This window comes from Desemzia sp. FAM 23988 (assembly GCF_045528365.1).
Lineage (GTDB): Bacteria > Bacillota > Bacilli > Lactobacillales > Carnobacteriaceae > Desemzia.
Genome location: NZ_JBGQQS010000004.1, coordinates 71,997 through 98,306, shown reverse-complemented (window position 1 = coordinate 98,306; position 26,310 = coordinate 71,997). Strand labels below are relative to the sequence as shown.

Below are 26,310 nucleotides of genomic sequence, written 5' to 3'. Positions count from 1 at the left end.
AAGCTGTAGTTTTATTTATTCGCTCACTGTTTTATAAACACTGATTTCATCGGTTTAGTAACATCTTTCTATGGCTTTTTTGGTGTTTAGTAACTATATTGGGTAGAGAAGGAATGAATCTGATAATAAAATGTAGGAGTGGGATAAATGCAAATCAGCCAAACACTAAAAGCAAAAAGAAAAGAACAATTATTAACTCAGGCACAAGTTGCTGAAAAAATATTTGTTTCTCAAAAATCCGTTTCTAATTGGGAAACAGGGAAAACTTATCCTGATATTGATAGCTTGATTCGTTTGGCTAAATTGTATGATTTATCCCTAGACAATTTATTATTGGAGGGATCAGATATTGTGGAAGACATCAAAGAAAAAGCTGAACTCAAATCGCTTGAGAAAATTAGTAAAGTTGCTGGATTAACGAGTGCTTGTGTGTTAGTTATTTTAGTTAGTCAAAAGTGGTTGGGAGATTTACCACTTATAGTACTTCTTTTATTGGCCTTGATTGCCACATTTAATATGATTACCATTTTTTATTTTCAAGCGAAAATCAATCAATTGAAAGACAAGTCGTTTACTTTTAAGGACGGCCTCATTTTGTTGGCAACAGCCATTGTTAGTATAGTGCTGTACATGTTATTTGTGGTGAGATAGTCCAGACAGCTTTTTTTGTTACGCCATATTTTCTACCCACAATAAAAAAAGAAGTCGGAAACAATAAACAGTTTCTCTGACTTCTTTTTTAGTACTTTTAGTTACTTCAGGGATTAGTTGAATTGTGCTTATTCTGTACCCGATTTTTCTGCATCGGTCATCATTGCTTCAGGTTTGTCTTGCCATTCCAAAAATTCCATTCGATGGCCAAAGAATGCATACGTATAGAAGCGGCGAGCACCAGGAAGGTTATAATCTTCTTCAAAAGAAACGTTGTATTCTTTCAGACGGTCCATCAATCCAGCAATATTATTTATCTCAAATGCAGGATGGCCTCTTTTTTCTGCGCGGAAGTCTTCGTCTAATCCGACATGCAGAATGTGTTTACCAATATCAAACCATAAACTTTCGAAATGGCTGAGTGTTTCAGGTTTTTCCATTTCCTTGCACCCCAAAATTTCTGTGAAAAATCTTCTAGTCTCTGTCTCTGAACCTAATGGTGCAGTAATTTGGATGTGATCCAAACCTTTAAATGAAAAAGTCATCTGTTAATCTCCTTTGTATCTCAATTTATATCTTTAACTTTACCATACTGCAATGTTTTTGGAAGTTCATTAGAAAATTCGTAGACTGCCCTTAATTTCAATCCAAAATAAAAAAGCCGCCATCCTCTTTTCTGCTAAAAGAGGATGGCGGCTTTTCGTATTAATCCTCGATCATGCCCAATAAATCATTCAACGCCTCGGTCATAATCGGGTGCGTATAAATGGTATCTCTTAACGTCGTGTAAGGGATTTTTTCATTAATCGCCAATGCCAACAAATTGATCATTTCATGCGATTCGGCACTGAATAAAGTAGCGCCAATGATGGATTTAGTTTCAGAATCAACCAATACCTTCATAAAGCCGGCTGTTTCCCGAAGTACTTGAGCTTTCGGTACATTAGCAGTTGGCATTTTCGCTACTTCATAAGCTAATCCAGCTTTTTTAGCCGCTTTTTCGTTCATGCCTACAGAAGCTAATGGTGGATCGATGAAAGTTGCGTTTGGAAATACAGGACGAGAATCTAATGAATATTCTGCAGCTTCGCCAAGTAGTTGCGGCAACACAATACGGTAATCATCCAATGAAATATAAGTAAACTGAGGACCACCTTTTACATCTCCAACTGCCCAAATGTGCTCGATAGTTGTTTGTAAATTGGCGTTTACTTTGACTTCACCTTTTTCTCCTAGAGCAACGCCAGCTTTTTCAGTTCCCAAATGCTCCGTATTTGGTTTTCTGCCCGTTGCCAATAAAACAGCGTCAAATTTGGCTTCATTTTCTCCCTCATTTTGACTATAAGCAACGGTTACGCCGGATGCTGTTTCTTTTATTTGAGAAGTAGCCGCTTCAAATTCAAATTGAATTCCAGTTTCTTTCATGCGTTCCAAAACAGATTGTGCTACGTCTTCATCTTCGCGGCCAAGGAAAGTGTCCTTAGCTTCAAAAATCGTGACGGCTGAACCGAAACCATTAAAGTAAGAAGCGTATTCCAATCCGATGTAGCCTGAACCGATAATCGCTAAGCGCTGAGGCAGTTGTTCCAAATCTAAAATACTTTCGCTGGTATACACACGACTGTTTCCTGAAATGCCATCTATATCAGGTATGTTGGCAACTGAACCCGTATTGATAATGATGTTTTCAGCGGTTACTTGAACGATTTCTTCTCCTGTATCCACGGATAAAGTGTGTTCATCTTTAAAAGCAGCAAATCCATCCAAGACCGTCACGTTATCCAAGTCCGCAATTTTGTGGTAGTTTTTTTGATTTAATTTGCTGACCATATCGTCCTTATAATGAAGCGCTTTTTGGTAGTATTGATTATTGAGTTCTGGTGTTCGCTCAATACCAAATTCCGTTAATTGACTGATGGTTTTAGCACTATTTGTCAGTGATTTAGTAGGTAAACAGCCTACATTGATGCATGTTCCACCATACATTTTTGGAGACTTCTCAATGACAATCGCTGTTTTTCCTTTTTTAGCTAAGGCACCTGCTAATGTTTTCCCTGCTTTTCCAAAGCCAATAATCGCGACATCTGTTTGATAGTTGTTCATTTTGCAATCTTCCTCTCCGTATTTAAATGCTGTAATTTTGCTTCCATTTGTTTCAAAGTAATGTGACTTAACTGGGCTACAGCTGCTTGGTTCAGTTCCACATATATTTCTTCCATCACATCAGACATTCCTGAAGACACTAAACAACTTGCTTCTGAATCTCCAGATTGCCAATTCTGCTGGATAAGAGGGACATTGATAGCTTGATAGACATCTTTTAAAGTAATGTTTTCTAAGCTTCCTTTTAGAAAATAACCTCCGCTGACTACTCGTTTAGTATCCACTAAATTGGCTTGTTTGCATTTTGCCATCACGCGACGCACGCGTACAGGGTTGGTACAGACATTTTCTGCTAACTGATCACTGGTTAGGCTTTCTTGCTTATGGCCTAAAAAAACTAAGCTATGAACAGCAATCACAAATTCACTCAATTGAATTCACCGCATTTCGATTTAATTTGTAACTTTTTAAGTTACTTATACAATAAAGCAGAAAGTGAAAAAGATAAAGAAATAGGATTTATATCAGCCCAATGGATAGTTTGAAAATAAATATCTCGAAATAGTAAATTTCTACTTGCATTTATTATTATGTCGTGTAATAATGTAAGTAAGTCGACAAAAAGTAAGTAAAGGGTTGGTGGGTTTCCCACAATTCGTTACACAAATGGGAGGAAACACATTGGCGCAAGAAAGCTTTTTAACTCGAGTGAAAAATTCTTTATTCGGGAACCAAAATCAAACAGAAATTAAGGAGACAAAAATTATGAAAATCGGTATTATTTCAGGTAGTGTACGTGAAGGAAACAACGCAGCAGCAGTATCACAATGGATTTTAGATTTTGCTAAAAACAGAAACGACGAAGGTGTAGAATATGAATTAGTTTCTTTAGCGGATTATGATTTACCGTTATTGGGAGCAAAACTTTCTGAAGATCGTGCAGAAACTGCAGGTGCTGCAATCAAAGCTTGGTCTGAAAAAATGGCTTCATTCGATGGATATGTATTCATCACTCCAGAATACAACCACGCATTAGGCGGCGCAATGAAAAATGCTTTAGACTACTTAAACCCAGAAGTAAACAACAAAGCAGCAGCATTAGTTGGATACGGTAGTTTAGGTGGAGCTCGTGCTCACGAAAATATCCGTGTAATCTTAGCTGAACAACGCGTAGCAACTGTACGCACCACAACGAATTTCTCATTGATCACTGACTTTGAAAACATGAGTGTCTTCAAACCAGCAGCTCACAACGAAGTAAACGCTGCAGGTATGTTCGATGACTTATTGTTATGGACAAAAGCTTTTAATACAATTAGATAATAACAAGAGAGCGGAGTAGAGCGTTTAGCTTACTGGCTATAAGAAGGATTCGACCAGTTAGGTGCTTTTCCTAACAGGTCGAATTCGGCTTATAGACATGTAAGCTGCTCTGCGCAGCTCGTCTAAAGTGCGAGCGCAAACCTATGTAAAGATGCCCAGGCGTTTAGTCACTTGGTAACGAAAGCCGAGCTGTCATCAGATTGATTTCTGATGACAGCTCGGCTTTTTCTTATTTTTAATTTTACTCGGTATTTTCAGCGTGTCGATTTTTTCTTCTTAGAAGGATCCACTTGATATTCTTCTACACGAACAACATCAACATTATCCGGTTCAACTTTTTGAGCGTTAGCTGAATTGCCTTGGCTTACTGTTTGAGAAGGAGGCTTTTCTGTATTCGATTGATTTCTTTCTAAAGTAGTTAACCGTTCATTCAATTTTTGTATTTCTGCTTCTTTTATTTGAATTTCTAGTTGAGCTTCTGATTCTTTTCTAACTCTATCAACAGCTTCATCTTTTGAAGTCTCAGCGTGTTCCAGTTCTTCTTTTTTATTTTTCAGCATTTGACGGTTGCGTGCGCCTTTAGAAGCTGCGAACAATCCAGCTATTGCCATTCCAATGAGAACTAATCCCGCTACCAGCAGCCAGAAAGGTATTTGGAAAGAGATAAAGTAAAGGTCTAGCGGAACCATTCCCATATTCAAAAAAGCAACAACCCCGACTAAAATGAGCAATATAATGGCTAGTACAATCATTATTCTTCCACCTCTGCATCTTCCTACAATCAACAGTTGGCTGAAAGGAAAAGCATTGCTTTACACGTTAAGTATAAGACTTTGAGACGAAATAGGAAAATAAAAGCTCTGCTAATGAAAGGACTTGTAAAAACTCATTTAATACAGAAAAAAAGCCTCTACACCGTTTAGATGTAGAGACTTTTGATTATTCACTTACAGGAATTGCTTGTGAAACTTGAACTTCACCAATTGGAAGAACAGTTTTACCATATACTTCATTGATTACTTGTGCCATTGCAGCGTAGATAGCTGAGAAACCGCAAAGGATACCTTCGTATCCAGCAATCGTTAAAATCAAAGTAGAACCTGTGAAGTTTCCGATAGCTAGCAAGAAGAAAAGTAGCGTCAATGTCCCAAAAACGACTTGTAGAGCTTTGTTGATGCGCAATGTAGCAATGAACATAAACAAAGTGAAAACTCCCCACATGAATAAGTAAGCTGCCATAGACAATGAATCAGCTGCTTGACCGTATCCCATCATTGGAAGAATGTTCAAGGCCGCCAATGATAACCAGAAGAAACCATAAGATGTAAACGCTGTAGTTCCAAATGTATTGTTTTTCTTAAATTCCATGATTCCTGCAATAACTTGTGCTAATCCACCGTAAAAAATTCCCATTGCAAAAATCATAGCGTTCATTTCGAAGAATCCAGCATTGTGGATATTCAATAAGATCGTTGTCATACCAAAGCCCATTAAACCTAGTGGTGCAGGGTTGGCAGTAATTTCTTTAAATGATCCCAATTTTTCTTTTTCCAAAATCATATTCTCCTATGTACCTATATTTTTAAACACAACAGGTTGAATTATAGCTGGCTTCAGGGAGGGAAGTCAATAGCATAATTTATACCGCGTTAAAAATAGTGAGATACAATCAGAATGAATTGATTTATAATGAAGCAAGGAATCATTTTTACTGAAATAAATTAAGTTTGAACTACAAAAACATGAACGAAGGAGCGGTTAAATAGTGAGAAAAAAGCCTATCTCTTTTTACCTAGGCTGTATTGGCATTGTTATTCTAGGTGCAAATAAATTCTATTTCCCAAATCAATTTTTATACTCGGGTGAACTATCTTTAACTAGTCATTTTTCTGGTTTATTAGTTTTTATGTTCTTCACGTTAACAGCATTTGAAATGATTACATTCGATTTTAGAAAAAAAAAAACGAAATTCAGTCAAATAGCGAAGAGGAGAATATACAATGAAAAAAATGAAGCAATTATTAGTTCTAACTATTTTAGGCGGCATATTAGCTGGTTGCGGAAACAAAGAGATTTTCGACACGACATACACTTTTGATTACGCTATAGTTTCTTTACCCAATGGTGACATCATAGAAGGAAAAATCAAAAGCTGGACAGATTACGAAGGCGAACAGCTGCAAATTACGTTTGAAAACGGCGATACTTATTTAGTGTCTTCAATGAATGCAGTACTGAAAACTAAAAAATAGAGGATAGTACCGCTCCCAAACATGCTGCACAATAGACTTGGCTTCTTTATTGGTAAATAATCTTTTAAACGAATCTAGTGCGGCTAAAATTTTCATGCTAAGCAACCTCTATTGGTAATTAGTAGACTTAAACTACAAACGTCAGTTGGTACATAGAATTTATAAGAGTGACCTCAAAATGGTGTAAAGCAGTTGCTTGATTTTTCTCAGCTTCTTTTTGTTGGAACTAAAAGGGTAGTCCTTAACGACCATATCGTTGGAAATTAATTCTCGATAAGGCATATAGGAAGCTCTTAACAACCATATCGAGTTTATTTGCTTAACGATAAGGTAGGTAGAATGCTTCTGATCGTCATGTGGACTTAGTTAGAAAGGTAGTAACCAAAAATAGTCCTTGCTGCTCTGTTTCACTTTCTTAATAAAGGATGTCATTAGCAATCGTCGTATAGAATAAATCTTTGATTTTTTCTGGACTGGATTCCCTGCCTAAGGCCCACATGAGTTTGCAGACAACAGCTTCTGTGGTCATGTCGTAAGCTTCTAGCACACTGACTTTATTTTTTAACTTGTGGCCTACTTTGTAGACTTCCATGTCACTGCCTTCATTTGGAACTTGAGTTGTCATGACGATGACTTTCCCAAGTTTAGTCCATTTTTTGATGACGTCATAAAAGCCGTATTCCGGCAATGAAGGGATTCCTCCGACGCCGTAACTTTCAATAATGATGGCGTCTTTTTTGGACAACATAAAATCCAATACTTCAGCTTCAGCGCCTGGGGTCAATTTGTACAAACCGACTTTCGCGTTAATGGAGGGGTAGAAGATAGGTTGCTCCATTTTTGGTTGTTCAATAAACTGGATCAAATGGCTGTCCTGGATAATCGCAATATAAGGGTAGTTGATGCTGGAAAAAGCATTGAAACTTTTAGAATGCGTTTTTCGCGCGCGTGTCCCTAAAATGACTTTGCCGTTGAATACGATTTGTATTCCGCTGGCTTTGTCAGATGAAGCGTACAAGAAACTATCGTATAGGTTCGTTTTCGAATCACTGATTTCCATATTGATCGGCTTTTGAGAACCGGTGATCACAATGGGCTTGGGAGAATTTTGGATCATATAGGACAATGCCGCCGCCGTATAAGCCATTGTATCCGTACCATGGGTTATAACGAAGCCATCATACTGGTCATAATGTTCACAAATGGTCTCCGTCAAAAGGGTCCAAATGTCAGGAGATATATTGGTGCTGTCGATGTTGCAGACTTCCAACGTATCGATCTCGCACAGTTTAGAGATGCTGGGTATGTAGTGCAAGATATCTGCTGAGGACATTTGAGGATCTAAGCCGTCTGGTGTTGCCGCAGAAGCAATCGTTCCGCCTGTTCCAATCATTAAAATACGTTTCATAATCATACTCCTTATTTTTTAGTTGTTTAAAGTTGTAAACTAAGTTTTTTATAAGAATCAACTTACTGAGGAACATGTGAGGTGCTTTTTTGGTTCCCATCTTTTATTTTTTGTATACTAAACGTGAGCTAGTATCATTTAGTAGAAAAGAGGATGAAAATGGAATCTATCCCATGGCAAACTATTTTATTTGCATTTGGTCTGACACTTTTTGCAGGTCTTTCAACAGGAATTGGAAGTGCAGTGGCTTTTTATTCAAAGAAAGTAGATACCCGTTTTTTATCCGGAGCACTGGGTTTTTCTGCTGGTGTCATGCTATATGTATCTATGATCGAAATTTTTCCGACAGCGCGCGAGGCGTTCACCTCTGTTCATGGAGCTGAAGCAGCTTATTGGTACACTACATTTTCATTCTTTGGCGGAATCGTCCTTACCGCGTTATTTGATAAACTGGTTCCGAATCCTGTGAGTCCTCCTGAAATTGAAGAGATGGATGGAACGGAAAACCAAAAAGAAGCTACAGAGAATAAAGAATTGATGCGAATGGGTGTATTTGTTGCATCGGCTCTTGCCCTCCATAATTTTCCGGACGGACTGGCTACTTTCCTAAGTGCATTGGAAAATCCAACGTTTGGAATCAGTGTGGCTTTAGCTATAGCGATTCACAATATTCCTGAAGGGATAGCTGTTTCGGTTCCCATTTATTATGCAACTGGAAATAAAAAGAAAGCTTTCAAGTATAGTTTCTTGTCAGGGATGGCTGAACCGTTAGGAGCCGTCATTGGGTTTACTCTTCTAAGACCGTTTCTTAGTGATACACTTTTTGGTGTGATATTTGCTGGTGTAGCGGGCGTTATGGTCTACATTTCGCTCGACGAATTGCTGCCGACTGCTGAGAAATATGCAGAACATCATATTGCCATTTGGGGCTTGATCCTTGGAATGGCTGTCATGGCCCTCAGCTTATTGCTGCTTGCAGAATAATTTAAATCAGGACAATGTAAGTCGATGTAGAACAGAATAAGTGTTTATCCTGCTCTAATGACTTTATTTGGGCCAAGCTAAATAGACAGCAAAACCAATTAAAATAAGGCCGATTACTGCACCGAATTTGCTTAAATTTCCTGAGAAATGAGTGCCTTTTCCCTTAAAATCAAATCCGAAAATAAATAATCCTAATCCACAAATAAAGGATAACAACATGATCCAAAACCCCATCTAAACCCTCCTTGTAATTAAAAGTAGCCCTTATGCATGTCTTCTTCAATTGTATTGTACCGTTTTTAGACAGAAATCAATAGATAAGAATGTTTAAAAATGAATAAAGTTTCTGGTTGTAATCCTGAGTCATTACTGCTACAATCATTTACAGCAAAGTCCTTTTAATTTGATCCTGTGAGATCGAGAAGGGTAACAAATCGAATATATTTGATACCAGAGGTCCTTTTGCGAATAAAAAAATTCACATAGGGGCATTTTTTTGTGCCCAGGAGAGGAAGTATTGGTATGGCTGTAGAGCACAAGAAATTATTATTGGATATTGAGGAGAAACCACCAATAGCCAAAGGATTGCTGTTAAGTTTCCAACACGTGTTTGCTATGTTTGGAGCAACCATCCTAGTTCCATTGATTCTAGGCATGCCGGTTTCCGTAGCTTTATTAGCCAGCGGAATCGGAACATTGATTTATCAAATCGCTACAAAATCAAAAGTACCTGTCTATCTAGGTTCTTCATTTGCTTATATTACAGCAATGGCTGTGGCTATTCAGCAAATGGGCGGAGATATCAGTGCGGCTCAAACAGGAGTCGTTCTAGTTGGGTTACTGTATGTTTTAATAGCAGGGTTTGTGAAATTACTGGGAACAGCATGGATTGATAAATTATTGCCGCCGATTGTGATTGGGCCAATGATCATGGTGATCGGGTTAGGTCTGGCCGGTTCTGCAGTTACGAATGCCGGTTTTGTAAAAGGAGGCGACTTGCGTCACATCGTTGTAGCTATCAGTACCTTCTTGATCACAGCGTTTGTCAATACAAAAGGAAAAGGATTCTTCAAGATCATTCCCTTCTTGATTGGAATCGTAGGCGGATATCTAGTCGCCCTAGCGTTGGGGTTAGTAGATTTCACGGCAGTCACTGAAGCCAGTTGGTTTGAAGTGCCGGGTTTGCGTTTGCCATTTGCAACGCCTTGGTTCGAGCATTACGAATTTTACTTTGGTCCGGAAACACTAGCGATCTTGCCAGTCGCATTAGTAACCGTTTCTGAACACATTGGAGATCATACTGTTTTAGGGAAAATCACCAATCGTCAATATTTAAAGAATCCTGGTTTATCTCGTACATTGATCGGTGATGGAGTAGCAACAGCTGTGTCAGCTTTGATCGGAGGCCCTGCGAATACGACTTATGGTGAGAACACCGGGGTTATTGGAATGACCAGAATCGCCTCAGTGTCCGTTATTCGTAATGCTGCTTTTATCGCGATCGGATTGAGTTTCTTTGGGAAATTTACAGCTTTGATTTCTACTATTCCAAATGCAGTTCTTGGAGGAATGTCTATCTTGCTTTACGGAGTCATCGCAAGCAATGGATTGAAAGTCTTAATTGAAGAACAAGTGGACTTTGGGAAAATCCGTAATTTGATCATTGCCAGCAGTATGTTGGTATTAGGCCTTGGAGGAGCGGTCTTGGAGATTGGCTCTATCATTACTTTCTCAGGAACAGCCTTAAGTGCGATTGCAGGAATTCTTTTAAACTTGATTCTGCCTCAAGAAACAGAATATATGCCAGATGAGCAAATCGAACCTGCAGCAGAGAAGAACGCTGTTAGTGCAAATGAATAAAAACAAGCAACACAAACTTAAACAGGGACGGAGAATTTGTTTCTCCATCCCTGTTTTTAATTTCTAAAATGAGTTTTCTGGAGGAGTATTTTTTACGTTCCCTATTAGATCAATTAGAGGAATAAAGGGAACGCAAATTGATTGCCAGTGCTCCAATGGCTTCGGTGCCGTAGTTTTAGTTGTCTGAACGTGAAGGGTCATCGGAATAGGGTGGTACAACAGTATCATGTGTTCCCGGTCTGTTTCCTCTAATCAAATCATCTGAATCTACAAGTCCAGTGCGTTCATCTGATGCAGGAGAGCCTAAGGAACCTTCAGGCATAGAAGTATCTACAGTCTCATCCGGCAGCATATTTTCATCTGTATCGGCAAGAAGGTTCGTGTCTATAGAAGTATCTACTTCATCTTCATAAGAGTAATCTGATTCGCCTCCCAGTACAGCATCCTCTGAAATAGAAGGAGTCCGGGCATTTCCGGGATTAGAATTTGGTACATAATGACTATTGCGGCGTTTTTCATCCATATCGTCTTCGTTATCTAAAACAGGAGGGATACTGGACGGTTCTTCGTCAGTAGAATCAGCTACTACATGTTCTTCACTAGTGACAGGAGGCGTGCTGTTGCTGAAATCAGTTGCACCTGCCTCACTTGAAAAATCATCTACCAATAAGACAAGTTTTCCATTATCAATGTCATCTTGATAAGGTTCTAATATGTCTTCGTCTGCTTCATAACCAGAGTCATCACTTGAGAAGACATCTTTGATTTTCTCCCACATAGATTCATCCGTGTCTGCATGTTCAGTGTTGATTTGTGCATCTGCAGCTCCTGAGAATCGGTCGTAAGCCTCTTTATTCGATATTAAGGTAAGCAATGTTCTATCGTAGCCTTGATGAATTAATTCCTCAATAGCTTGATTCGCTTCTTCAGTTGTTGCATAACTTCCTTTAACAAATTTTCCCATATTTCGTTCCTCCTTAGTGATATTTACTGTACCTTTAGTGTAAAGAGATTTGAAATAAACAGCAAAACATATGCGTTGGAAATTTTTTTCTAGAAGAAGTTTAGACATCCAGTTCCAGCAAATTAAACCCTGTATAGCCATAGAGTGTTCACGAGGCAGCTCAAAAAATAAACTAAAACTTGTAGGGGATAAAAAGACATGCTATCATAGGAAATAAAATGAATTTTTAGGGGGAATAACTGTTACATGGACAGTGATAGTATAAGGTACATTATCTTTTTAGGACTGCTCATAGCAGCATCTGGATTCTTTTCTGCTTCTGAGACAGCTTACACATCGTTAAATCGTATCCGTTTGAAAAATATGGCAGATGAGGGAAACAAGAAAGCTTCTTTAGCGTTGTCTCTAGCAGACAACTACGATATGCTTCTGTCTACTATTTTAGTAGGAAACAATATCGTAAATATTTTAGCTTCATCTTTAGCCACCATTTTATTTGTAAAGTATTTTCCGGTAGCCGGCGTAACCATTTCAACAATTGTTATGACGGTATTGGTATTGATTTTTGGGGAGATTTCTCCAAAAAGTATTGCCAAAGAAAGACCTGAAGTTTTTGCAGTAAACGTTGCACCATTTTTAAGAATTCTTATGGTATTGCTGACACCAGTTAATTTTTTCTTTAAATCATGGAAAAAATTACTGAACAAGATGTTTACTTTTGAAGCTGATGACAGCATCAGCGAAAAAGAATTGTTATTTTTGGTGGATGAAGCTCAAAATAGCGGTGGGATTGAAAATCACGAACATCAATTGATCCGATCAGCGATTACGTTTAATGAGTTGGAAGTGCAAGATATTCTAACGCCTCGTGTAGATGTTGTGGGAACAGATGTTAATAGCAGCTTGGAAGAAATGGAAGAATTGTTTCTTACAGAAGGTTATTCAAGAATAGTACTTTATGATGACTCAATTGATAAAGTCGTAGGTGTTTTGCACCAAAAAGATTTTTATGCTTTCAGCAAGAACTTGGACAATCCTCAAGCAAATAAAAATATTCAATCCATTATAAAAGATGTCATTTGGACGCCAGGGAATATGAAAATTTCTAAGTTGTTGAAACAATTGCAATTGGAAAAAGCTCATTTGGCGATTGTCAGTGATGAGTATGGTGGAACGATTGGTATAGTGACATTAGAAGATATTCTAGAGGAACTCGTTGGAGAAATCTGGGATGAGCATGATGAAGTGACAGAAGAAGTGGTGAAGATAGACGATACTACTTATCGCATTGCGGCTTCTGCCAATTTAGATAAAATGTTGACTTCGTTTGGTATTGAAGAAGAGTTCGTCTCCAATACAGTGAGCGGTTTTATTATAGAACAATTGGGTAAATTGCCGGATGAGGGAGAAGCTTTCATCTACCACAATCTTAAAATAACCGTTACTAAAGTGAGGTTTAGACGGATTTTAGAGACCCTTGTTGAAGTGATTCCTGCAACTGCTGAAACAGAAGATGCATTTTCTCTTAATGAGATGAACCAATCATTTGATACCGTTAAAGGTTAGAAATGACGCCCTATGAGCTTCGATAGCGGATTTGGCTGCTATGCTTATAGGGCATTTTAAATCAAACTAACAGGTCTCTAGGAATCAGTTTACTACCTTCTTGCAGGTTGAAAACAGCTTGACAGCAAAGGGAAGTAATGGTAAATTGTGACCGATACCTTAGTTTTTAAGAAAGAATAGGTGAAAAAATTGAGTGCGAAAAAAACAGCTTTAGCATGCACTGTTTGCGGCTCGCGTAACTATACAGCCCGCGCAGGTGAAACAGCAAGATCTGAACGGTTAGAAATCAAAAAATTCTGTAAATATTGCAATAAACATACTATGCATCGTGAAACTAAATAATAGAGTCTACACATAGTCTGGAGGGAATGTAGTGGGAAAAGTAAAAAACTTTTTTGGCGGTGTTCGTCAAGAAGTGCGCCAAGTGACTTGGCCAACAGGAAAAGAACTGAGAAAATATACGGTTACTGTCTTTGGAGTAGTCATCCTGTTTGCAATTTTCTTCTTTGTAGTTGATTTTGCAATCACATCTTTACTAGATTTGTTCATCTAAAAAACAATATTGTTGCCATATGACTAGCACAAATGCTTGACTAATGGTATACTGAGTGCAATAAATCATCACGCAGAACCTTCCTTATATGATGGAGAAGGTTTTTTTGTGTGTTTAAATTAAACGATGCGAGTATAATGAATTATAACCTATACAAGGAGTGTTAATAATGGAAGAATTGGAACTTGAAAAACAATGGTATGTGCTGCATACGTATTCTGGCTATGAAAACAAAGTCAAACAGAACATTGAATCTCGTGCAAACAGCATGAACATGGAAGAACACATTTACAGAGTGGTAGTACCTGAAGAAGAGGAACACGAAGTAAAAAATGGGAAAGAAAAGATCAAAATGAAAAAAGTCTTTCCTGGGTATGTATTGGTAGAAATGATCATGTCAGATGACTCTTGGTATGTTGTACGTAACACTCCAGGTGTAACTGGTTTTGTTGGTTCACACGGTGCGGGAAGCAAGCCAGCTCCATTATTGCCGGAAGAAGTAAAATCTATTTTACGCAGCTTGGGCATGAATACACGTCATCAAGAAATTGACTTTGAAGTTGGTGAAACAGTTACGATTGTTGAAGGAGCCTTCAATGGTATGACTGGTAAGGTAACAGCAATTGACGAAGAAAGAGCAAAATTAAAAGTGAACGTTGAGATGTTCGGACGTGAAACAAGTACAGAATTAGAATTCGATCAAGTAGACAAACTATAGAGAGTGGAATAAGGCGTTTGGCTTTCCGGAAATAAGCCCGCCACCAACAGTTAGGTGTTGTTCCTAACTGTTGGTGCCGGACTTATTGGCGTGTAAGCTGCCTTACGCAACTCGTTTTAGATAGAGAGTGGAATAAGGCGCTTAACTTTCTGCAGCTTGTTTAAAAGGAATGAAGGAACTGGGGAAAAAGTCACTTTTTAATAATAATTTGGATCTTCATCTTCTAGCGTTGGTAAAGAAATTTTCTCCGGTCTACGGGGTTGCTTATGAAAGCCATGGGAACGCCTTGAGCCGAAAAACGCGTCTCAAGGCTTGCAAGCGTCAAGCTAAGCGTAACGGCTAAAGCCTAACGCTCAGTAATTGCCGTGATTGTTGCTGCTTCAGCAGCTTGCAATCATGGTACACTTGGGCGTACGTCCACAGTGTTTCCTTTTTTTGCATCCTTTTTCATGGCTATAAGCAACCCCGTATTCCTCCAAAAATTTCTAGGAATGATTTTTTTAAAGGTTTAGGATTTATTTTTTTCCTTACCAACGTCAAATGTTTTAGAACCAATAATTTATAAATCTGAGTAATTAAAAACACCGTCAAGTCAAGGATCCTTCTTCCTAGATTTGACGGTGTTTTCTAATTCAGCTAGTTATTCCCCAGCTCCTCTTTTTTATCTTCTGAGAAAAAATCTTAGGTATCAGAACTCAAAGAAAAGCTGTAAAGATTTTCTTCTATTTGTCTTTCTTCGTTGAAACGACGTTCTACAAAAGTAACGTGGTTTTCTTGGTCAACTAAGATAACGGTAGTGCCGATAGTCCCGTATTCTTTCGTGCGAATAAAAATGGCAGAAGCAGCTTCTTCGAATTCAATAGGAAGACCGGTTTTCGGCAATGCTTCTTTTGGAGCGGTCTGTTCGTCTGAAAACAAAGCGAATAATTGATCGGTGAGTTGTTCTTTCGAGCCGCTTAGTTGCTTTATTCTACTGGTAACTGTGGCAACTTTAGGCCAGGGAGTATCTAGAGTAGCATTGCTTAAACCATGTGTGCCAGGCGTTAACTCATTTAGCTGATTTTCACTGTTATTATAATGAAGAAATTGACCTTCAAGAATGTTGCCGAAGATTAAATTATAGCCGTCATACTGATGTCTGGTATTGATTAAATCATCCGCATATTCAGCGGCTGTTTGATCACCGGTTAAAAAGTTTTTGACTAAAGTGCCTCTGGAAGTCAAAAAAGCTTGCGGATCTTCAGACGTCTGTCTAGTAGAAACTTTTCGACAATTTGTGAGGGCTGCGAATTTACCCTGTTTGGTCAACCCCAGCCAAGTGCCTTTTTGGAGTTCGTCTTGACCAGCTAATAACTCGGGATGGTCTTTCCAGAAGTGAGCAGATTTTGTAGGTCTGCGATAAGCTTCATCGCGGTTAGCAGCAAACACAAATTTATAAGCGCCGTTTTGATGGAATTTTAAGCCGATATTGCACATAATATCCTCCTCGGTTTCAGTGGTTGGTCCTTTCAGTATACAGTAATGAGATAAAATAGGGGTATAAAGTGTATTGGCTTAAAATCGATGTCGTAAACAAGTTTTGTGCTATACTAAATGAAATTAAGTTCAAGAGGTGAAGGTAAATGAGAGAAATTATATTGATTCTTTCAGAAATGATGAATCGAATCCACGATGTCCTTATGTATGGAATAGGGATCGACATGTCAGATAAAGAATTGCATTTTTGGGTGATCGGTTTTATTGGATTAATAACATTTTTAGCAGTGTTCGTCTTAGCAAAAATTATTCAAAAATTGAAATTCAGTACAACGATCCTTTCGTTTATCTTTACTTTTGTAGTGATGACAGTATTTGTATTTGCTATCGAAATCCAGCAAGCTGTTACCAATAGCGGGAATATGGAATTTGCAGATGCTATTGCCGGGCTTTGGGGATTTGTTGTGTTCTTTGCCGTGTATGCGGTAATTGCAGGGATCTTTTATAACGCTTTTCGATTAGTTAGAAAGAAGAAGCGAAAGGCTAAACCAATTAAAAACAGTAACTATACTGGGAAACAAAAAAAGGTATCGGATCCAGACATTGTGGAAGAATGGAGCGAGGCTTCATCAGAACCAGCTCAGACGGTCAAATACAGAACTGAAGCCAGAAAACAACGAGAACAATCACGCGAATAGCGTTTTGTCTGTTTAATGAATGGCTCGAAAGTCAAAAAAAGAATGGTTAAAATGAAAAGCTGCATTAAAACAATAACTATTTCTTGATCCGATACCGCTGCGCTGATTGCTTTTGCAGAGATGCCCCAAAACAAAGGTATTTTTAAGCCATTTAAAAAGCTTTTCCTAAATGCTAACGATAAATCGGTCTTGAAATACTTATTTCTCCACGTCATACGCATGAAAAAATTTAAATAAAAAATAAGATTCCGATTCCGTTTGAAACTTGAAAGTTTGGAGACTACAGGCTCCAGACGGTCCCATGGCTTTCCACAAGCAAACCCGTCCATTCCGGAGGGAATTTCACCCCATAGAGCCGCCCCTACTTATTAAGAGAGCGTTTTAAAAAGAAGACCTTAATTTTTGGGAGAAAGTACTTTTCATGCGTATGATGGGTTATTTCTCTAAATCATATGATGGGTTATTTCTCTAAATCTTATGATGGGTTATTTCTCTAAATCTTATTGACAAGATTTGGAAAGTGTAATATAATTCCATGGTACGTTTAGACGTATGTTTAAAGTGGGAGGGGAAATATTAACCCCATTCAACCACACCCGGACTAAATCAAGGAGGAATGTCTCGTGGCTAAAAAAGTTGTTAATGTCGTAAAATTACAAATTCCTGCAGGTAAAGCAAGTCCTGCTCCACCCGTAGGTCCAGCTTTAGGTCAAGCACAAGTGAATATCATGGGATTCTGTAAAGAATTCAATGCACGCACAGCTGACCAAGCAGGTATGATCATCCCTGTTGTAATCTCTGTATATGAAGACCGTTCATTTACATTTGTTACAAAAACTCCACCAGCTGCTATTTTATTGAAAAAAGCTGCAGGTGTTGAATCAGGTTCTGGTGAACCAAATACTAAAAAAGTTGCAACTGTTTCTCGCGCGCAAGTTAGAGAAATCGCTGAAACTAAACAAGAAGACTTAAACGCTGCATCTGTTGAAGCTGCAATGCGTATGGTCGAAGGTACTGCACGAAGCATGGGATTTGTTGTAGAAGACTAATCTGATTAAAGCTTCTCAGTATCTCTTCGTGAAGCTTGCTTTACGGAGAATAAGTGGGAGGTTTAACCGTTATAACCACAATCAAGGAGGAAAAAAACATGGCTAAAAAGAGTAAAAAATTCTTAGCTGCTTTGGAAAAAGTAGATACTTTAAAAGCATATTCAGTTGAAGAAGCTGTAGCTTTAGTAAAAGAAATTGATTACGCTAATTTCGATGCAACTGTAGAAGTTGCTTACCGTCTTGGAGTTGACCCTAAGAAAGCTGACCAACAAATTCGTGGAGCAGTTGTTCTTCCAAACGGAACAGGTAAAACACAAAGAGTATTAGTTTTTGCTAAAGGCCCTAAAGCTGCTGAAGCAGAAGCTGCAGGAGCAGATTACGTAGGTGATTCTGATCTTGTTCAAAAAATCAATGGTGGATGGATGGACTTCGACGTTGTTGTAGCAACTCCAGACATGATGGGTGAAGTTGGACGTCTTGGACGTGTCTTAGGACCTAAAGGTTTAATGCCTAACCCTAAAACAGGAACTGTTACAATGGATGTAACTAAAGCTATCAACGAAATCAAAGCTGGTAAAGTAACTTACCGCGTGGACAAACAAAGTAATTTGCATGCTCCAATCGGTAAAGTATCTTTCGATGCTGATAAATTGATCGAAAACTTTAGAACTATCCAAGATACAGTGTTGAAAGCTAAACCTTCAACTGCTAAAGGTGTTTACATTAAAAACATCACTATTACATCAACATTTGGCCCAGGGGTTAAAGTTAACCCTCAAGCATTCTAAAAAAATCATAAAGTTCTTGACCTAGATGATTAGAATTGGTAAAATCATCTAGGTTAAGAATAAATTGAATTATTACCGAAGACAGTAGGTGGCATTTGCCTTAATTTCCTACCGAGGATGATATGTCGTGAATATACACTACACAATCTCTATGTCTACGGTGACATGGGATTTTTTGTTTGTCTAGGATTTTTTTTAAAAAGTCAAAATAAAAAATTCCCGCCAATTGATCAGGAGGTGAAATGTTAATGAGTGAAGCAGCAATCGCTAAAAAACAAGAATTAGTAGATTTAGCTACAACAAAATTCAAAGATGCTGCCGCAGTAGTCGTAGTTGATTACCGTGGATTAACAGTTGAACAAGTTACTGAATTACGTAAACAATTACGTGAAGCAGGAGTTGAAATGCGCGTTATTAAAAACTCTATCTTATCTCGTGCGGCTAGTACAGCTGGACTTGAAGGAATGGATGACGTATTTAAAGGCCCTACAGCCGTTGCTTTCAGTAACGAAGATGTTGTTGCACCAGCCAAAATTATTGCTAATTTTGCTAAAGAAGCAGAAGCTTTAGAAATTAAAGGTGGCGTTATCAGTGGTAAAGTTTCTTCAGTAGAAGAAATCAACACACTTGCAACACTACCAGACCACGATGGTCTACTTTCTATGTTGCTATCTGTACTTCAAGCACCAATCCGCAATACTGCATTTGCAGTCAAAGCTGTTGCAGAACAAAAAGAAGAAGTTGCTTAATTAAAAGCACTATTCTTTCAATCAACAAACAAGCAAGTTAATAAAAAAACTAAAACATTATAAACGGAGGAACTAACAATGGCATTAAACATTGAACAAATTGTTGCTGACTTAAAAGAATCAACAATCTTAGAATTAAACGACTTAGTAAAAGCAATTGAAGAAGAATTTGGCGTAACTGCTGCTGCTCCTGTAGCTGCTGCTGGTGGAGCTGGAGAAGCTGCTGCTGCAGAACAAACTGAATTTACAGTTGAATTAACAGATGCTGGATCTGCTAAAATCAAAGTTATCAAAGCAGTTCGTGAAGCTACTGGCTTAGGCTTGAAAGAAGCTAAAGCATTAGTTGACGAAGCTCCTAAAGCAATCAAAGAAAACATCTCTAAAGAAGATGCTGAAGCATTGAAAGAAGCTATTGAAGCTGCTGGTGGTTCTGTAGAAGTTAAATAATCATTTTTTAAATGATCATTTAGTTCTATAACGAGCGAAAAGGTGTGAATCGGAAACGATTCACACCTTTTTTCTTTGTGTACATTGGCTGGTTTAGGCTGCCTAATGTAGAGAAGCGGCTTTAACGGATTGTCTAAAGCCCTCAAGCCGGATATAATAGGTTAAAATAGAGGTATCTATTTGTAAGAAGGAAGATACGAGTAAAGGAGATCAAGAAATATGTCTGATCATTATTATACTAGCAATCCAAATGCTAAAAGCAATATTGATTCATGGAAGTTTACTTTGCGCGGACACGAATTTACTTTTTTAACAGATTCAGGTGTGTTTTCTAAAGCGACGGTTGATTACGGCTCGCGTGTATTAATTGAAACAGTTGATTTCAGCCAATTACCTGAAGGAGACTTATTAGATCTTGGCTGCGGCTATGGTCCGATGGGATTATCCTTTGCTAAGGAAGAGAACGAACGTAAGGTAGAGATGGTAGATGTCAACGAACGAGCGATTGGGCTGGCTCAGCAAAATGCTCTTAAAAACAAAGTGACGAATGTGGATATACACCAGTCCAATATTTACGGAAATGTAAAAGGTACTGAGTTTGCCGGGGTTTTCAGCAATCCGCCAATTCGAGCTGGAAAACAAGTGGTTCATGAAATTCTGACGGGAGCTTATGATTACCTTAAGATAGGTGGAGCTTTAGTGATCGTGATTCAAAAGAAACAAGGTGCTCCAAGTGCGAAAGAAAAAATGAACGAGACTTTTGGCAATGCAGAAGTCATTGCAAAAGATAAAGGATATTGGATTATCCAAAGTGTGAAAGAATAGATCATGCTATTCTTTCTTTTTTTGGTTATTTTGATTGACTTCTGTGGAAGTAATTTGTAAACTAAATGATAAGTTAATTAGAAATTAGAAATAGATAATAAAACGCTGTGAAAAGAAGAGTATATTCAGATGAAACCTTAAAGAGAGCCTTGTTTGGTGAAAATAGGCAGGAGCGAATGAATAGAAGATGGTCTTGGAGCGGGATGGATGAGTAAGGCAATTAGTAAATAAGTCCATAACGGATGCACCCGTTACAGTGCCTCAGTACAATATTCTAGATTTTTGTACTGATTGAGACAAACACAGTGATGTGCTTGTAAAACAAGGTGGTAACACGAAATTGATATTTGCTTTCGTCCTTGAAAAGAAGTTCTGTAAAGAGCTTTCTTTTTGAGGGCGATTTTTTTATTCTAAATTAAATACACTAAATGCGATGAAGAGAAAAGTATGTTTGCTGTACAACAATGACAGAGAGCCTGAGAGCTGAGAACAGGTTTGTTGGTGCAAATGGAAAATGGCCTCTGAGCAAGGATACCGAATGCTTTTAAGTGTAAGGCTGTCATGGGTGCGCCCGTTAAAGCGTCAGAGTATCGAGATGAATTCTTTGTACTTGTTGAGGAATTGTTTGAAAAAGCAATTTGAAAAAAGGTGGTAACACGAACTAATAAACGTTCGTCCTTTTGGTTGAACTGAGTTCAGTCAAAAGGGCAGCGTTTTTTTATTTTTTGAAGGAGGGATCATAATCTTAAGGTGTGCTCGAAATTATTTTAAATACGTATATTTTTATAAAGCAGCTGGGTGAACCCAGAATTAAACCAAAGAGGTGGAAACATGAAAAAATTCAAATCATTCATACTTACTATATTATCTATTGCAACATTAATTGTTCTTACTGCGTGTGGTGCGGCATCTGGAGAAAGTCAAACGGTCAAATTAGGGGTAGTCGGAGAAATCAATGAACCTTGGGAATACGTTAAAGAACAGTTGGCAGCAGAAGGAATCGAGATCGAATTGGTGAAATTTTCCGATTATAGTACGCCGAACCGAGCTTTAGCGGATGGGGAAATCGATATGAACTCCTTCCAAACAAAAATCTTTATGGAAGCTTTTAATGAAGATACAGGAAATAATCTGACTCCTATTGGGGATACTGTTATTGCGCCATTAGGAATCTATTCTCAAAAAATAACAGATATCAGCGAGATCAAAGAGGGCGACAGTATTGCCATTCCAAATGATGCGTCAAATGAAGGGCGGGCGTTGCTGTTGTTGCAGACAGCTGGTTTGATTGAGGTCGATCCTTCTAAAGGGCAAGTTCCTGTTGTAGAAGATGTGACGTCTAATCCGCTGAATCTACAATTTGAAGTGATAGATTCAGCTCAAACAGCACGTGCTCTGGAGGATGTAACAGCTTCTGTCATCAATAGCGGGATGGCAGTCGATGCTGGATTTATTCCAACTGAGGATGCGATTTTCTTAGAACCAGTAACGGAAGATTCAGATCCTTACTACAATGCGATCGTTGTGCGTGAAGAAGATAAAGATAATGAGTTGTATCAAAAAATCTTGGATGTCTATCAAACAGATGGAACTAAAGAAGTTATTGAAGAAAGTTCAAAAGGCTCCTCCATCCCAGTGTGGGAATAACGGATAGAGTGAAAAAGACTGACTGAGGATTTTTTTGAGGCTGTTGAAAAGATGTAGTTTTATTTCAAAGGTGATCTGATTAGAAAATGAAGGCGAGGAAATGGTGAATATACCAGTCCTCGCTTTTTTTACGTTACCTATTGCATTAATTATTCGGATAAAGGGAACGCAAAATTAAATTGCGTTCCCTTTAAGATGATATTATCTTAGAAAAGGAACGCAAACTGGATTTGCGTTCCTTTTAGAGCTTAAATTTTGACAAAAGGTCACGTAAATTGACTTTCGCTACTTCAGCAGCCGCGTAGTTTTTTTCGGCAGTCTTTTTTTTGATGAATAAGAAAGAAAAAAACTTCCTTTATAGTATTGACTATTGCTTTAAAGGAGTGTAAAATAAATAGATGCAAATACTATCTAAAAAATAAGCTTTTGGTTTGAAATATTGTCCAAATCAAAGGGTTATGTATGTAAAACAAAAGAAAATGTGCTTTTTCTGAAAAAGTTACGGATCTTTTGGTTTTTTTTTGCCTAAAAACAGGTTGTGATTTCTATTCTTAATAATTGTAATCTAAACGTAATAAAAGGCGGCATACTAGATATGAATAATCATTTGAGGGGTGAACAGGTTGGCAGGCCACTTAGTAAATTACGGTAAACACCGTACACGTAGAAGTTATGCACGTATCAATGAAGTTTTAGAACTGCCGAATCTGATTGAGATTCAATCAGACTCATATCAATGGTTCTTAGATGAAGGATTGCGTGAAATGTTTAGAGATATTTCACCAATTGAAGACTTCGCAGGAAACTTATCATTAGAGTTCCTTGACTATACATTACAGGAACCAAAATACACGGTATCAGAAGCTCGTGCTCATGACGCAAATTATTCCGCACCTATATACGCAAAATTACGTTTGATCAACAAAGAAACTGGAGAAGTGAAAGACCAAGAAGTCTTCTTCGGTGATTTCCCGTTAATGACTGAAATGGGAACGTTCATTATCAATGGAGCTGAACGTGTTATCGTTTCTCAATTGGTTCGTTCACCAGGTGTTTATTTCAATCTGAAAATCGATAAAAACGGCCGTGAAAGCTTCGGAACTACTTTGATTCCTAACCGTGGAGCTTGGTTGGAATTTGAAACAGATGCTAAAAACATCTCTTATGTGCGTATTGACCGTACACGTAAAATTCCATTGAGTGTTCTTGTTCGTGCATTAGGATTCGGCTCGGATGATCAAATTCTAGAAATCTTTGGTGAAAATACTTCACTAGGATTAACTTTGGAAAAAGACATTCATAAAAACGCTAGCGACTCTCGTACTGAAGAAGCCTTAAAAGATGTTTATGAACGACTACGACCAGGTGAACCAAAGACAGCAGACAGTTCAAGAAGCTTGTTAACAGCTCGTTTCTTTGATCCAAAACGTTATGACTTGGCAGCTGTAGGTCGTTACAAAGTAAATAAAAAATTAAGCTTGAAAACGCGTTTGTTCAATCAAACAGTAGCTGAAACGTTGATCGATTCTGAAACAGGAGAAATTATCGTTGAGGCTGGTACATTATTAGACCGCGACCAAATGGATAAATTAAATGACTACTTGGACAACGGCTTAAATAGTGTAACTTTCTATCCAAATGAAGATGGTGTAGTTCCAGAACCCATCAAATTGCAAATTGTAAAAGTTTACTCTAAAGAAAACCCTGAACGCATTGTAAATGTTATTGGAAACGGAAATGTTTCTGAAGACCACAAACACGTTACACCGGCTGATATTTTATCTGCTATGAGTTACTTCTTTAACTTGCAAGAAAGCATCGGAAACGTAGACGATATTGACCACTTAGGTAATCGTCGTATTCGTTCAGTAGGTGAATTATTGCAAAATCAATTCCGTATTGGTTTGTCTCGTATGGAACGTGTGGTTCGTGAACGTATGTCTATTCAAGATATGTCTACTGTTACACCACAACAATTGATCAATATTCGTCCAGTTGTAGCATCAATCAAAGAATTCTTTGGTTCTTCTCAATTGTCTCAATTCATGGATCAAACTAACCCATTAGGGGAATTGACTCACAAACGTCGTCTATCAGCATTAGGACCCGGTGGTTTAACAAGAGACCGTGCCGGATATGAAGTTCGTGACGTTCACTATTCTCACTATGGCCGTATGTGTCCGATTGAAACGCCTGAAGGTCCTAACATCGGTTTGATCAATAGTTTATCCAGTTTTGCGAAAGTAAATAAATTTGGATTTATTGAGACTCCTTACCGTCGTGTTGACCGTGAATCAGGTAAAGTAACTGGAAAGATCGACTACCTGACAGCTGATGAAGAAGATAACTATGTCATTGCTCAAGCAAATGCTATTTTGAATGAAGATGGTACATTTGCAAATGATGTTGTATTAGCTCGTTATAAAGATGAAAACTTGGAGATGGATGTAGCTCGTGTAGACTACATGGACGTTTCTCCTAAACAAGTAGTTGCCGTTGCGACAGCATGTATTCCTTTCTTGGAAAACGATGACTCGAACCGTGCCTTAATGGGTGCGAACATGCAACGTCAAGCTGTACCGTTGATCAAACCAGACGCTCCTCTTGTAGGGACTGGTATGGAACACGTAACAGCTAAAGACTCTGGAGCTGCTTTGATTTGTAAAAATGACGGTATTGTAGAATACGTCGATGCTGATGAAGTTCGCGTTCGTCGCGACAATGGCGCATTAGACAAATATACAGTTATCAAGTTCCAACGTTCTAACTCAGGTACTTCTTATAACCAAAACCCTATCGTTGCTAAAGGCGACCGCGTAGACAAAGGCGAGATCCTAGCTGATGGTCCTTCAATGGATCAAGGAGAAATGGCTCTTGGACAAAACCCGGTTATTGCTTTTATGACTTATGATGGGTACAACTTTGAGGATGCTATCATTATGAGTGAACGTTTAGTAAAAGACGACGTTTATACTTCTATTCATATTGAAGAATATGAATCAGAAGCTCGTGATACAAAACTTGGACCTGAAGAAATCACTCGTGAAATTCCAAACGTCGGTGATGACGCACTGAAAAACTTGAACGAAATGGGTATTATCCGTATTGGTGCTGAAGTAAAAGATGGTGATTTATTAGTAGGTAAAGTAACTCCTAAAGGGGTAACGGAATTATCTGCTGAAGAACGCTTATTGCACGCAATCTTTGGAGAAAAAGCTCGTGAAGTTAGAGATACATCCTTGCGTGTACCTCACGGAGGCGGCGGTATTGTTCATGATGTGAAAATCTTTACTCGTGAAGCTGGGGACGAATTATCTCCAGGTGTCAATATGCTGGTTCGTGTGTACATCGTTCAAAAACGTAAAATCAACGTTGGAGATAAGATGGCGGGTCGTCACGGTAATAAAGGGGTAGTTTCCTTAATCTTACCTGAAGAAGATATGCCATTCTTACCAGATGGTACACCAATCGATATTATGTTGAATCCATTAGGGGTTCCTTCTCGTATGAATATTGGGCAAGTATTTGAAACTCACATGGGTATGGCTGCTCGTCGTTTAGGTATTCGTATCGCAACGCCAGTATTTGATGGTGTTCGTGAAGAAGACTTATGGGCTACTGTTAAAGAAGCAGGAATGGCTTCAGATGCTAAAACCGTATTGTATGACGGACGAACTGGTGAACCTTTTGACAACCGTGTAACCGTTGGGGTTATGTACATGATCAAATTGGCTCACATGGTCGATGACAAATTACATGCTCGTTCAACTGGACCATACTCACTTGTTACACAACAACCATTGGGTGGTAAAGCTCAATTTGGTGGACAACGTTTCGGTGAGATGGAAGTTTGGGCTCTTGAAGCATACGGAGCTGCTTATACTTTACAAGAAATCTTAACGTACAAATCAGATGATGTTGTTGGACGTGTGAAAACTTATGAAGCTATTGTTAAAGGAGAACCAATTCCTACACCAGGTGTTCCTGAATCTTTCCGTGTATTAGTCAAAGAGTTGCAATCTCTTGGATTAGACATGAAAGTATTGGATGCACAAGATGAAGAAATTGAATTACGCGATATGGATGATGACGATGATATCGGAACTGTCGATGCGCTTAGCAAATACGCTGAAGAGCAAGAAAAAGCTAGACAACAAGATTCTGAATAAGAGGTAGTTAGAGTTGATTCCAAAGTAATTGGGATCAGCTCTGCACCTTATTCAATAAAAAGAACGAAACAATTCGAGCA

26 protein-coding genes and 3 other annotated features are annotated in these 26,310 nt (G+C 38.3%); of the genes, 17 read left to right on the top strand and 9 right to left on the bottom strand.

Going from position 1 to position 26,310, the window contains the following annotated elements:
- The first annotated feature begins 147 nt into the window (after positions 1-147).
- A complete protein-coding gene (locus ACEN4L_RS03865; RefSeq protein WP_407096030.1) occupies positions 148-651 on the top strand; it encodes a helix-turn-helix domain-containing protein in 504 nt (167 codons plus the stop codon).
- A 128-nt stretch (positions 652-779) separates the two neighbouring features.
- Here ACEN4L_RS03865 and ACEN4L_RS03860 read toward each other — a convergent pair whose 3' ends face one another.
- The 3 genes from ACEN4L_RS03860 to ACEN4L_RS03850 form a co-directional block, all read right to left on the bottom strand.
- Positions 780-1,196 (bottom strand): hypothetical protein, encoded by a 417-nt coding sequence (locus ACEN4L_RS03860; RefSeq protein WP_407096029.1) that lies wholly within the window; start codon positions 1,194-1,196, stop codon positions 780-782.
- 160 nt (positions 1,197-1,356) lie between these two features.
- A complete protein-coding gene (locus ACEN4L_RS03855; RefSeq protein WP_407096028.1) occupies positions 1,357-2,754 on the bottom strand; it encodes a dihydrolipoyl dehydrogenase family protein in 1,398 nt (465 codons plus the stop codon).
- A complete protein-coding gene (locus ACEN4L_RS03850; protein ID WP_407096027.1) occupies positions 2,751-3,185 on the bottom strand; it encodes an RrF2 family transcriptional regulator in 435 nt (144 codons plus the stop codon). The genes ACEN4L_RS03855 and ACEN4L_RS03850 overlap by 4 nt, the downstream gene beginning before the upstream one ends.
- A gap of 250 nt (positions 3,186-3,435) precedes the next feature.
- Here ACEN4L_RS03850 and ACEN4L_RS03845 point away from each other — a divergent pair, with 250 nt between their 5' ends.
- Positions 3,436-4,077: an NADPH-dependent FMN reductase gene (locus ACEN4L_RS03845; protein ID WP_407096026.1), complete on the top strand. Its 642-nt coding sequence runs from the start codon at positions 3,436-3,438 to the stop codon at positions 4,075-4,077.
- 254 nt (positions 4,078-4,331) lie between these two features.
- Here ACEN4L_RS03845 and ACEN4L_RS03840 read toward each other — a convergent pair whose 3' ends face one another.
- Both ACEN4L_RS03840 and ACEN4L_RS03835 read right to left on the bottom strand, forming a co-directional pair.
- Entirely contained in the window at positions 4,332-4,829 is a 498-nt protein-coding gene (locus ACEN4L_RS03840) for a lipopolysaccharide assembly protein LapA domain-containing protein (RefSeq protein ID WP_407096025.1), read from the bottom strand.
- 187 nt (positions 4,830-5,016) lie between these two features.
- Positions 5,017-5,631, bottom strand: coding sequence for an acetate uptake transporter (locus ACEN4L_RS03835; protein ID WP_407096024.1), 615 nt, complete (start codon positions 5,629-5,631; stop codon positions 5,017-5,019).
- Between the two features lie 446 nt (positions 5,632-6,077).
- Here ACEN4L_RS03835 and ACEN4L_RS03830 point away from each other — a divergent pair, with 446 nt between their 5' ends.
- Positions 6,078-6,329 (top strand): hypothetical protein, encoded by a 252-nt coding sequence (locus ACEN4L_RS03830; RefSeq protein WP_407096023.1) that lies wholly within the window; start codon positions 6,078-6,080, stop codon positions 6,327-6,329.
- A gap of 415 nt (positions 6,330-6,744) precedes the next feature.
- Here ACEN4L_RS03830 and ACEN4L_RS03825 read toward each other — a convergent pair whose 3' ends face one another.
- The gene (locus tag ACEN4L_RS03825; RefSeq protein ID WP_407096022.1) at positions 6,745-7,737 is read right to left on the bottom strand and encodes an asparaginase; all 993 of its coding nucleotides are present in this window, start codon (positions 7,735-7,737) and stop codon (positions 6,745-6,747) included.
- A 159-nt stretch (positions 7,738-7,896) separates the two neighbouring features.
- On the opposite strand from ACEN4L_RS03825, the gene zupT reads away from it, so the two are divergent.
- Positions 7,897-8,721 (top strand): zinc transporter ZupT, encoded by an 825-nt coding sequence (gene zupT, locus ACEN4L_RS03820; protein ID WP_407096021.1) that lies wholly within the window; start codon positions 7,897-7,899, stop codon positions 8,719-8,721.
- A 63-nt stretch (positions 8,722-8,784) separates the two neighbouring features.
- Here the strand turns inward: zupT and ACEN4L_RS03815 are convergent, their stop codons facing one another.
- The gene (locus ACEN4L_RS03815) at positions 8,785-8,955 is read right to left on the bottom strand and encodes a hypothetical protein (RefSeq protein ID WP_407096020.1); all 171 of its coding nucleotides are present in this window, start codon (positions 8,953-8,955) and stop codon (positions 8,785-8,787) included.
- Between the two features lie 288 nt (positions 8,956-9,243).
- Between ACEN4L_RS03815 and ACEN4L_RS03810 the strand changes: the two genes are divergently transcribed.
- On the top strand, positions 9,244-10,581 hold the full coding sequence (locus ACEN4L_RS03810; protein ID WP_407096019.1) for a uracil-xanthine permease family protein: 1,338 nt from the start codon (positions 9,244-9,246) through the stop codon (positions 10,579-10,581).
- A gap of 175 nt (positions 10,582-10,756) precedes the next feature.
- Here the strand turns inward: ACEN4L_RS03810 and ACEN4L_RS03805 are convergent, their stop codons facing one another.
- Positions 10,757-11,545 (bottom strand): general stress protein, encoded by a 789-nt coding sequence (locus ACEN4L_RS03805; protein ID WP_407096018.1) that lies wholly within the window; start codon positions 11,543-11,545, stop codon positions 10,757-10,759.
- A gap of 246 nt (positions 11,546-11,791) precedes the next feature.
- Between ACEN4L_RS03805 and ACEN4L_RS03800 the strand changes: the two genes are divergently transcribed.
- From ACEN4L_RS03800 to nusG, 4 genes are all read left to right on the top strand, one after another.
- A complete protein-coding gene (locus ACEN4L_RS03800; protein ID WP_407096017.1) occupies positions 11,792-13,111 on the top strand; it encodes an HlyC/CorC family transporter in 1,320 nt (439 codons plus the stop codon).
- Between the two features lie 189 nt (positions 13,112-13,300).
- Positions 13,301-13,453, top strand: coding sequence for a 50S ribosomal protein L33 (rpmG, locus tag ACEN4L_RS03795; RefSeq protein ID WP_204212123.1), 153 nt, complete (start codon positions 13,301-13,303; stop codon positions 13,451-13,453).
- 31 nt (positions 13,454-13,484) lie between these two features.
- A complete protein-coding gene (secE, locus tag ACEN4L_RS03790) occupies positions 13,485-13,664 on the top strand; it encodes a preprotein translocase subunit SecE (RefSeq protein ID WP_407096016.1) in 180 nt (59 codons plus the stop codon).
- Positions 13,665-13,833: 169 nt separating this feature from the next.
- Positions 13,834-14,382: a transcription termination/antitermination protein NusG gene (gene nusG / locus ACEN4L_RS03785; RefSeq protein ID WP_407096015.1), complete on the top strand. Its 549-nt coding sequence runs from the start codon at positions 13,834-13,836 to the stop codon at positions 14,380-14,382.
- 681 nt (positions 14,383-15,063) lie between these two features.
- On the opposite strand, the gene ACEN4L_RS03780 is transcribed toward nusG, so the two are convergent.
- On the bottom strand, positions 15,064-15,858 hold the full coding sequence (locus ACEN4L_RS03780; RefSeq protein ID WP_407096014.1) for an NRDE family protein: 795 nt from the start codon (positions 15,856-15,858) through the stop codon (positions 15,064-15,066).
- Between the two features lie 146 nt (positions 15,859-16,004).
- Here ACEN4L_RS03780 and ACEN4L_RS03775 point away from each other — a divergent pair, with 146 nt between their 5' ends.
- The 8 genes from ACEN4L_RS03775 to rpoB all read left to right on the top strand — a co-directional run bounded on the left by ACEN4L_RS03775 (position 16,005) and on the right by rpoB (position 26,230).
- Positions 16,005-16,556 (top strand): hypothetical protein, encoded by a 552-nt coding sequence (locus ACEN4L_RS03775; RefSeq protein WP_407096013.1) that lies wholly within the window; start codon positions 16,005-16,007, stop codon positions 16,554-16,556.
- Between the two features lie 623 nt (positions 16,557-17,179).
- Positions 17,180-17,605, top strand: coding sequence for a 50S ribosomal protein L11 (rplK, locus tag ACEN4L_RS03770; RefSeq protein WP_407096012.1), 426 nt, complete (start codon positions 17,180-17,182; stop codon positions 17,603-17,605).
- A 98-nt stretch (positions 17,606-17,703) separates the two neighbouring features.
- Positions 17,704-18,393, top strand: coding sequence for a 50S ribosomal protein L1 (gene rplA / locus ACEN4L_RS03765; protein ID WP_407096011.1), 690 nt, complete (start codon positions 17,704-17,706; stop codon positions 18,391-18,393).
- 57 nt (positions 18,394-18,450) lie between these two features.
- Positions 18,451-18,579, top strand: a sequence feature (ribosomal protein L10 leader region).
- A 62-nt stretch (positions 18,580-18,641) separates the two neighbouring features.
- Positions 18,642-19,142, top strand: a complete 501-nt coding sequence (gene rplJ / locus ACEN4L_RS03760; protein ID WP_407096010.1) for a 50S ribosomal protein L10 — start codon at positions 18,642-18,644, stop codon at positions 19,140-19,142.
- Between the two features lie 78 nt (positions 19,143-19,220).
- Positions 19,221-19,589 (top strand): 50S ribosomal protein L7/L12, encoded by a 369-nt coding sequence (rplL, locus tag ACEN4L_RS03755; RefSeq protein ID WP_407096009.1) that lies wholly within the window; start codon positions 19,221-19,223, stop codon positions 19,587-19,589.
- A 219-nt stretch (positions 19,590-19,808) separates the two neighbouring features.
- Positions 19,809-20,414 carry a class I SAM-dependent methyltransferase gene (locus tag ACEN4L_RS03750; protein ID WP_407096008.1) on the top strand — a complete coding sequence of 202 codons (606 nt, stop codon included), beginning with the start codon at positions 19,809-19,811 and terminating at the stop codon, positions 20,412-20,414.
- A gap of 98 nt (positions 20,415-20,512) precedes the next feature.
- Positions 20,513-20,778 (top strand) — a binding site (T-box leader).
- Positions 20,779-20,838: 60 nt separating this feature from the next.
- Positions 20,839-21,097: a binding site (T-box leader), on the top strand.
- Positions 21,098-21,245: 148 nt separating this feature from the next.
- Positions 21,246-22,061 (top strand): MetQ/NlpA family ABC transporter substrate-binding protein, encoded by an 816-nt coding sequence (locus ACEN4L_RS03745; protein WP_407096007.1) that lies wholly within the window; start codon positions 21,246-21,248, stop codon positions 22,059-22,061.
- A gap of 614 nt (positions 22,062-22,675) precedes the next feature.
- Positions 22,676-26,230, top strand: coding sequence for a DNA-directed RNA polymerase subunit beta (rpoB, locus tag ACEN4L_RS03740; RefSeq protein WP_407096006.1), 3,555 nt, complete (start codon positions 22,676-22,678; stop codon positions 26,228-26,230).
- The last annotated feature ends 80 nt before the right edge of the window (positions 26,231-26,310 follow it).

Excerpts from the sequence above, each read along its gene's own strand:
- ACEN4L_RS03810 (WP_407096019.1), top strand. The coding sequence starts at position 9,244 with ATGGCTGTAGAGCACAAGAAATTATTATTGGATATTGAGGAGAAACCA.
- ACEN4L_RS03830 (WP_407096023.1), top strand. The coding sequence starts at position 6,078 with ATGAAAAAAATGAAGCAATTATTAGTTCTAACTATTTTAGGCGGCATA.
- rplJ (WP_407096010.1), top strand. The coding sequence starts at position 18,642 with ATGAGTGAAGCAGCAATCGCTAAAAAACAAGAATTAGTAGATTTAGCT.
- zupT (WP_407096021.1), top strand. The coding sequence starts at position 7,897 with ATGGAATCTATCCCATGGCAAACTATTTTATTTGCATTTGGTCTGACA.
- ACEN4L_RS03865 (WP_407096030.1), top strand. The coding sequence starts at position 148 with ATGCAAATCAGCCAAACACTAAAAGCAAAAAGAAAAGAACAATTATTA.
- ACEN4L_RS03750 (WP_407096008.1), top strand. The coding sequence starts at position 19,809 with ATGTCTGATCATTATTATACTAGCAATCCAAATGCTAAAAGCAATATT.
- rplA (WP_407096011.1), top strand. The coding sequence starts at position 17,704 with ATGGCTAAAAAGAGTAAAAAATTCTTAGCTGCTTTGGAAAAAGTAGAT.
- ACEN4L_RS03800 (WP_407096017.1), top strand. The coding sequence starts at position 11,792 with ATGGACAGTGATAGTATAAGGTACATTATCTTTTTAGGACTGCTCATA.
- ACEN4L_RS03825 (WP_407096022.1), bottom strand. The coding sequence starts at position 7,737 with ATGAAACGTATTTTAATGATTGGAACAGGCGGAACGATTGCTTCTGCG.
- ACEN4L_RS03775 (WP_407096013.1), top strand. The coding sequence starts at position 16,005 with ATGAGAGAAATTATATTGATTCTTTCAGAAATGATGAATCGAATCCAC.
- ACEN4L_RS03860 (WP_407096029.1), bottom strand. The coding sequence starts at position 1,196 with ATGACTTTTTCATTTAAAGGTTTGGATCACATCCAAATTACTGCACCA.
- ACEN4L_RS03815 (WP_407096020.1), bottom strand. The coding sequence starts at position 8,955 with ATGGGGTTTTGGATCATGTTGTTATCCTTTATTTGTGGATTAGGATTA.
- nusG (WP_407096015.1), top strand. The coding sequence starts at position 13,834 with ATGGAAGAATTGGAACTTGAAAAACAATGGTATGTGCTGCATACGTAT.
- ACEN4L_RS03780 (WP_407096014.1), bottom strand. The coding sequence starts at position 15,858 with ATGTGCAATATCGGCTTAAAATTCCATCAAAACGGCGCTTATAAATTT.
- ACEN4L_RS03805 (WP_407096018.1), bottom strand. The coding sequence starts at position 11,545 with ATGGGAAAATTTGTTAAAGGAAGTTATGCAACAACTGAAGAAGCGAAT.
- ACEN4L_RS03840 (WP_407096025.1), bottom strand. The coding sequence starts at position 4,829 with ATGATTGTACTAGCCATTATATTGCTCATTTTAGTCGGGGTTGTTGCT.
- ACEN4L_RS03745 (WP_407096007.1), top strand. The coding sequence starts at position 21,246 with ATGAAAAAATTCAAATCATTCATACTTACTATATTATCTATTGCAACA.
- ACEN4L_RS03855 (WP_407096028.1), bottom strand. The coding sequence starts at position 2,754 with ATGAACAACTATCAAACAGATGTCGCGATTATTGGCTTTGGAAAAGCA.
- rplL (WP_407096009.1), top strand. The coding sequence starts at position 19,221 with ATGGCATTAAACATTGAACAAATTGTTGCTGACTTAAAAGAATCAACA.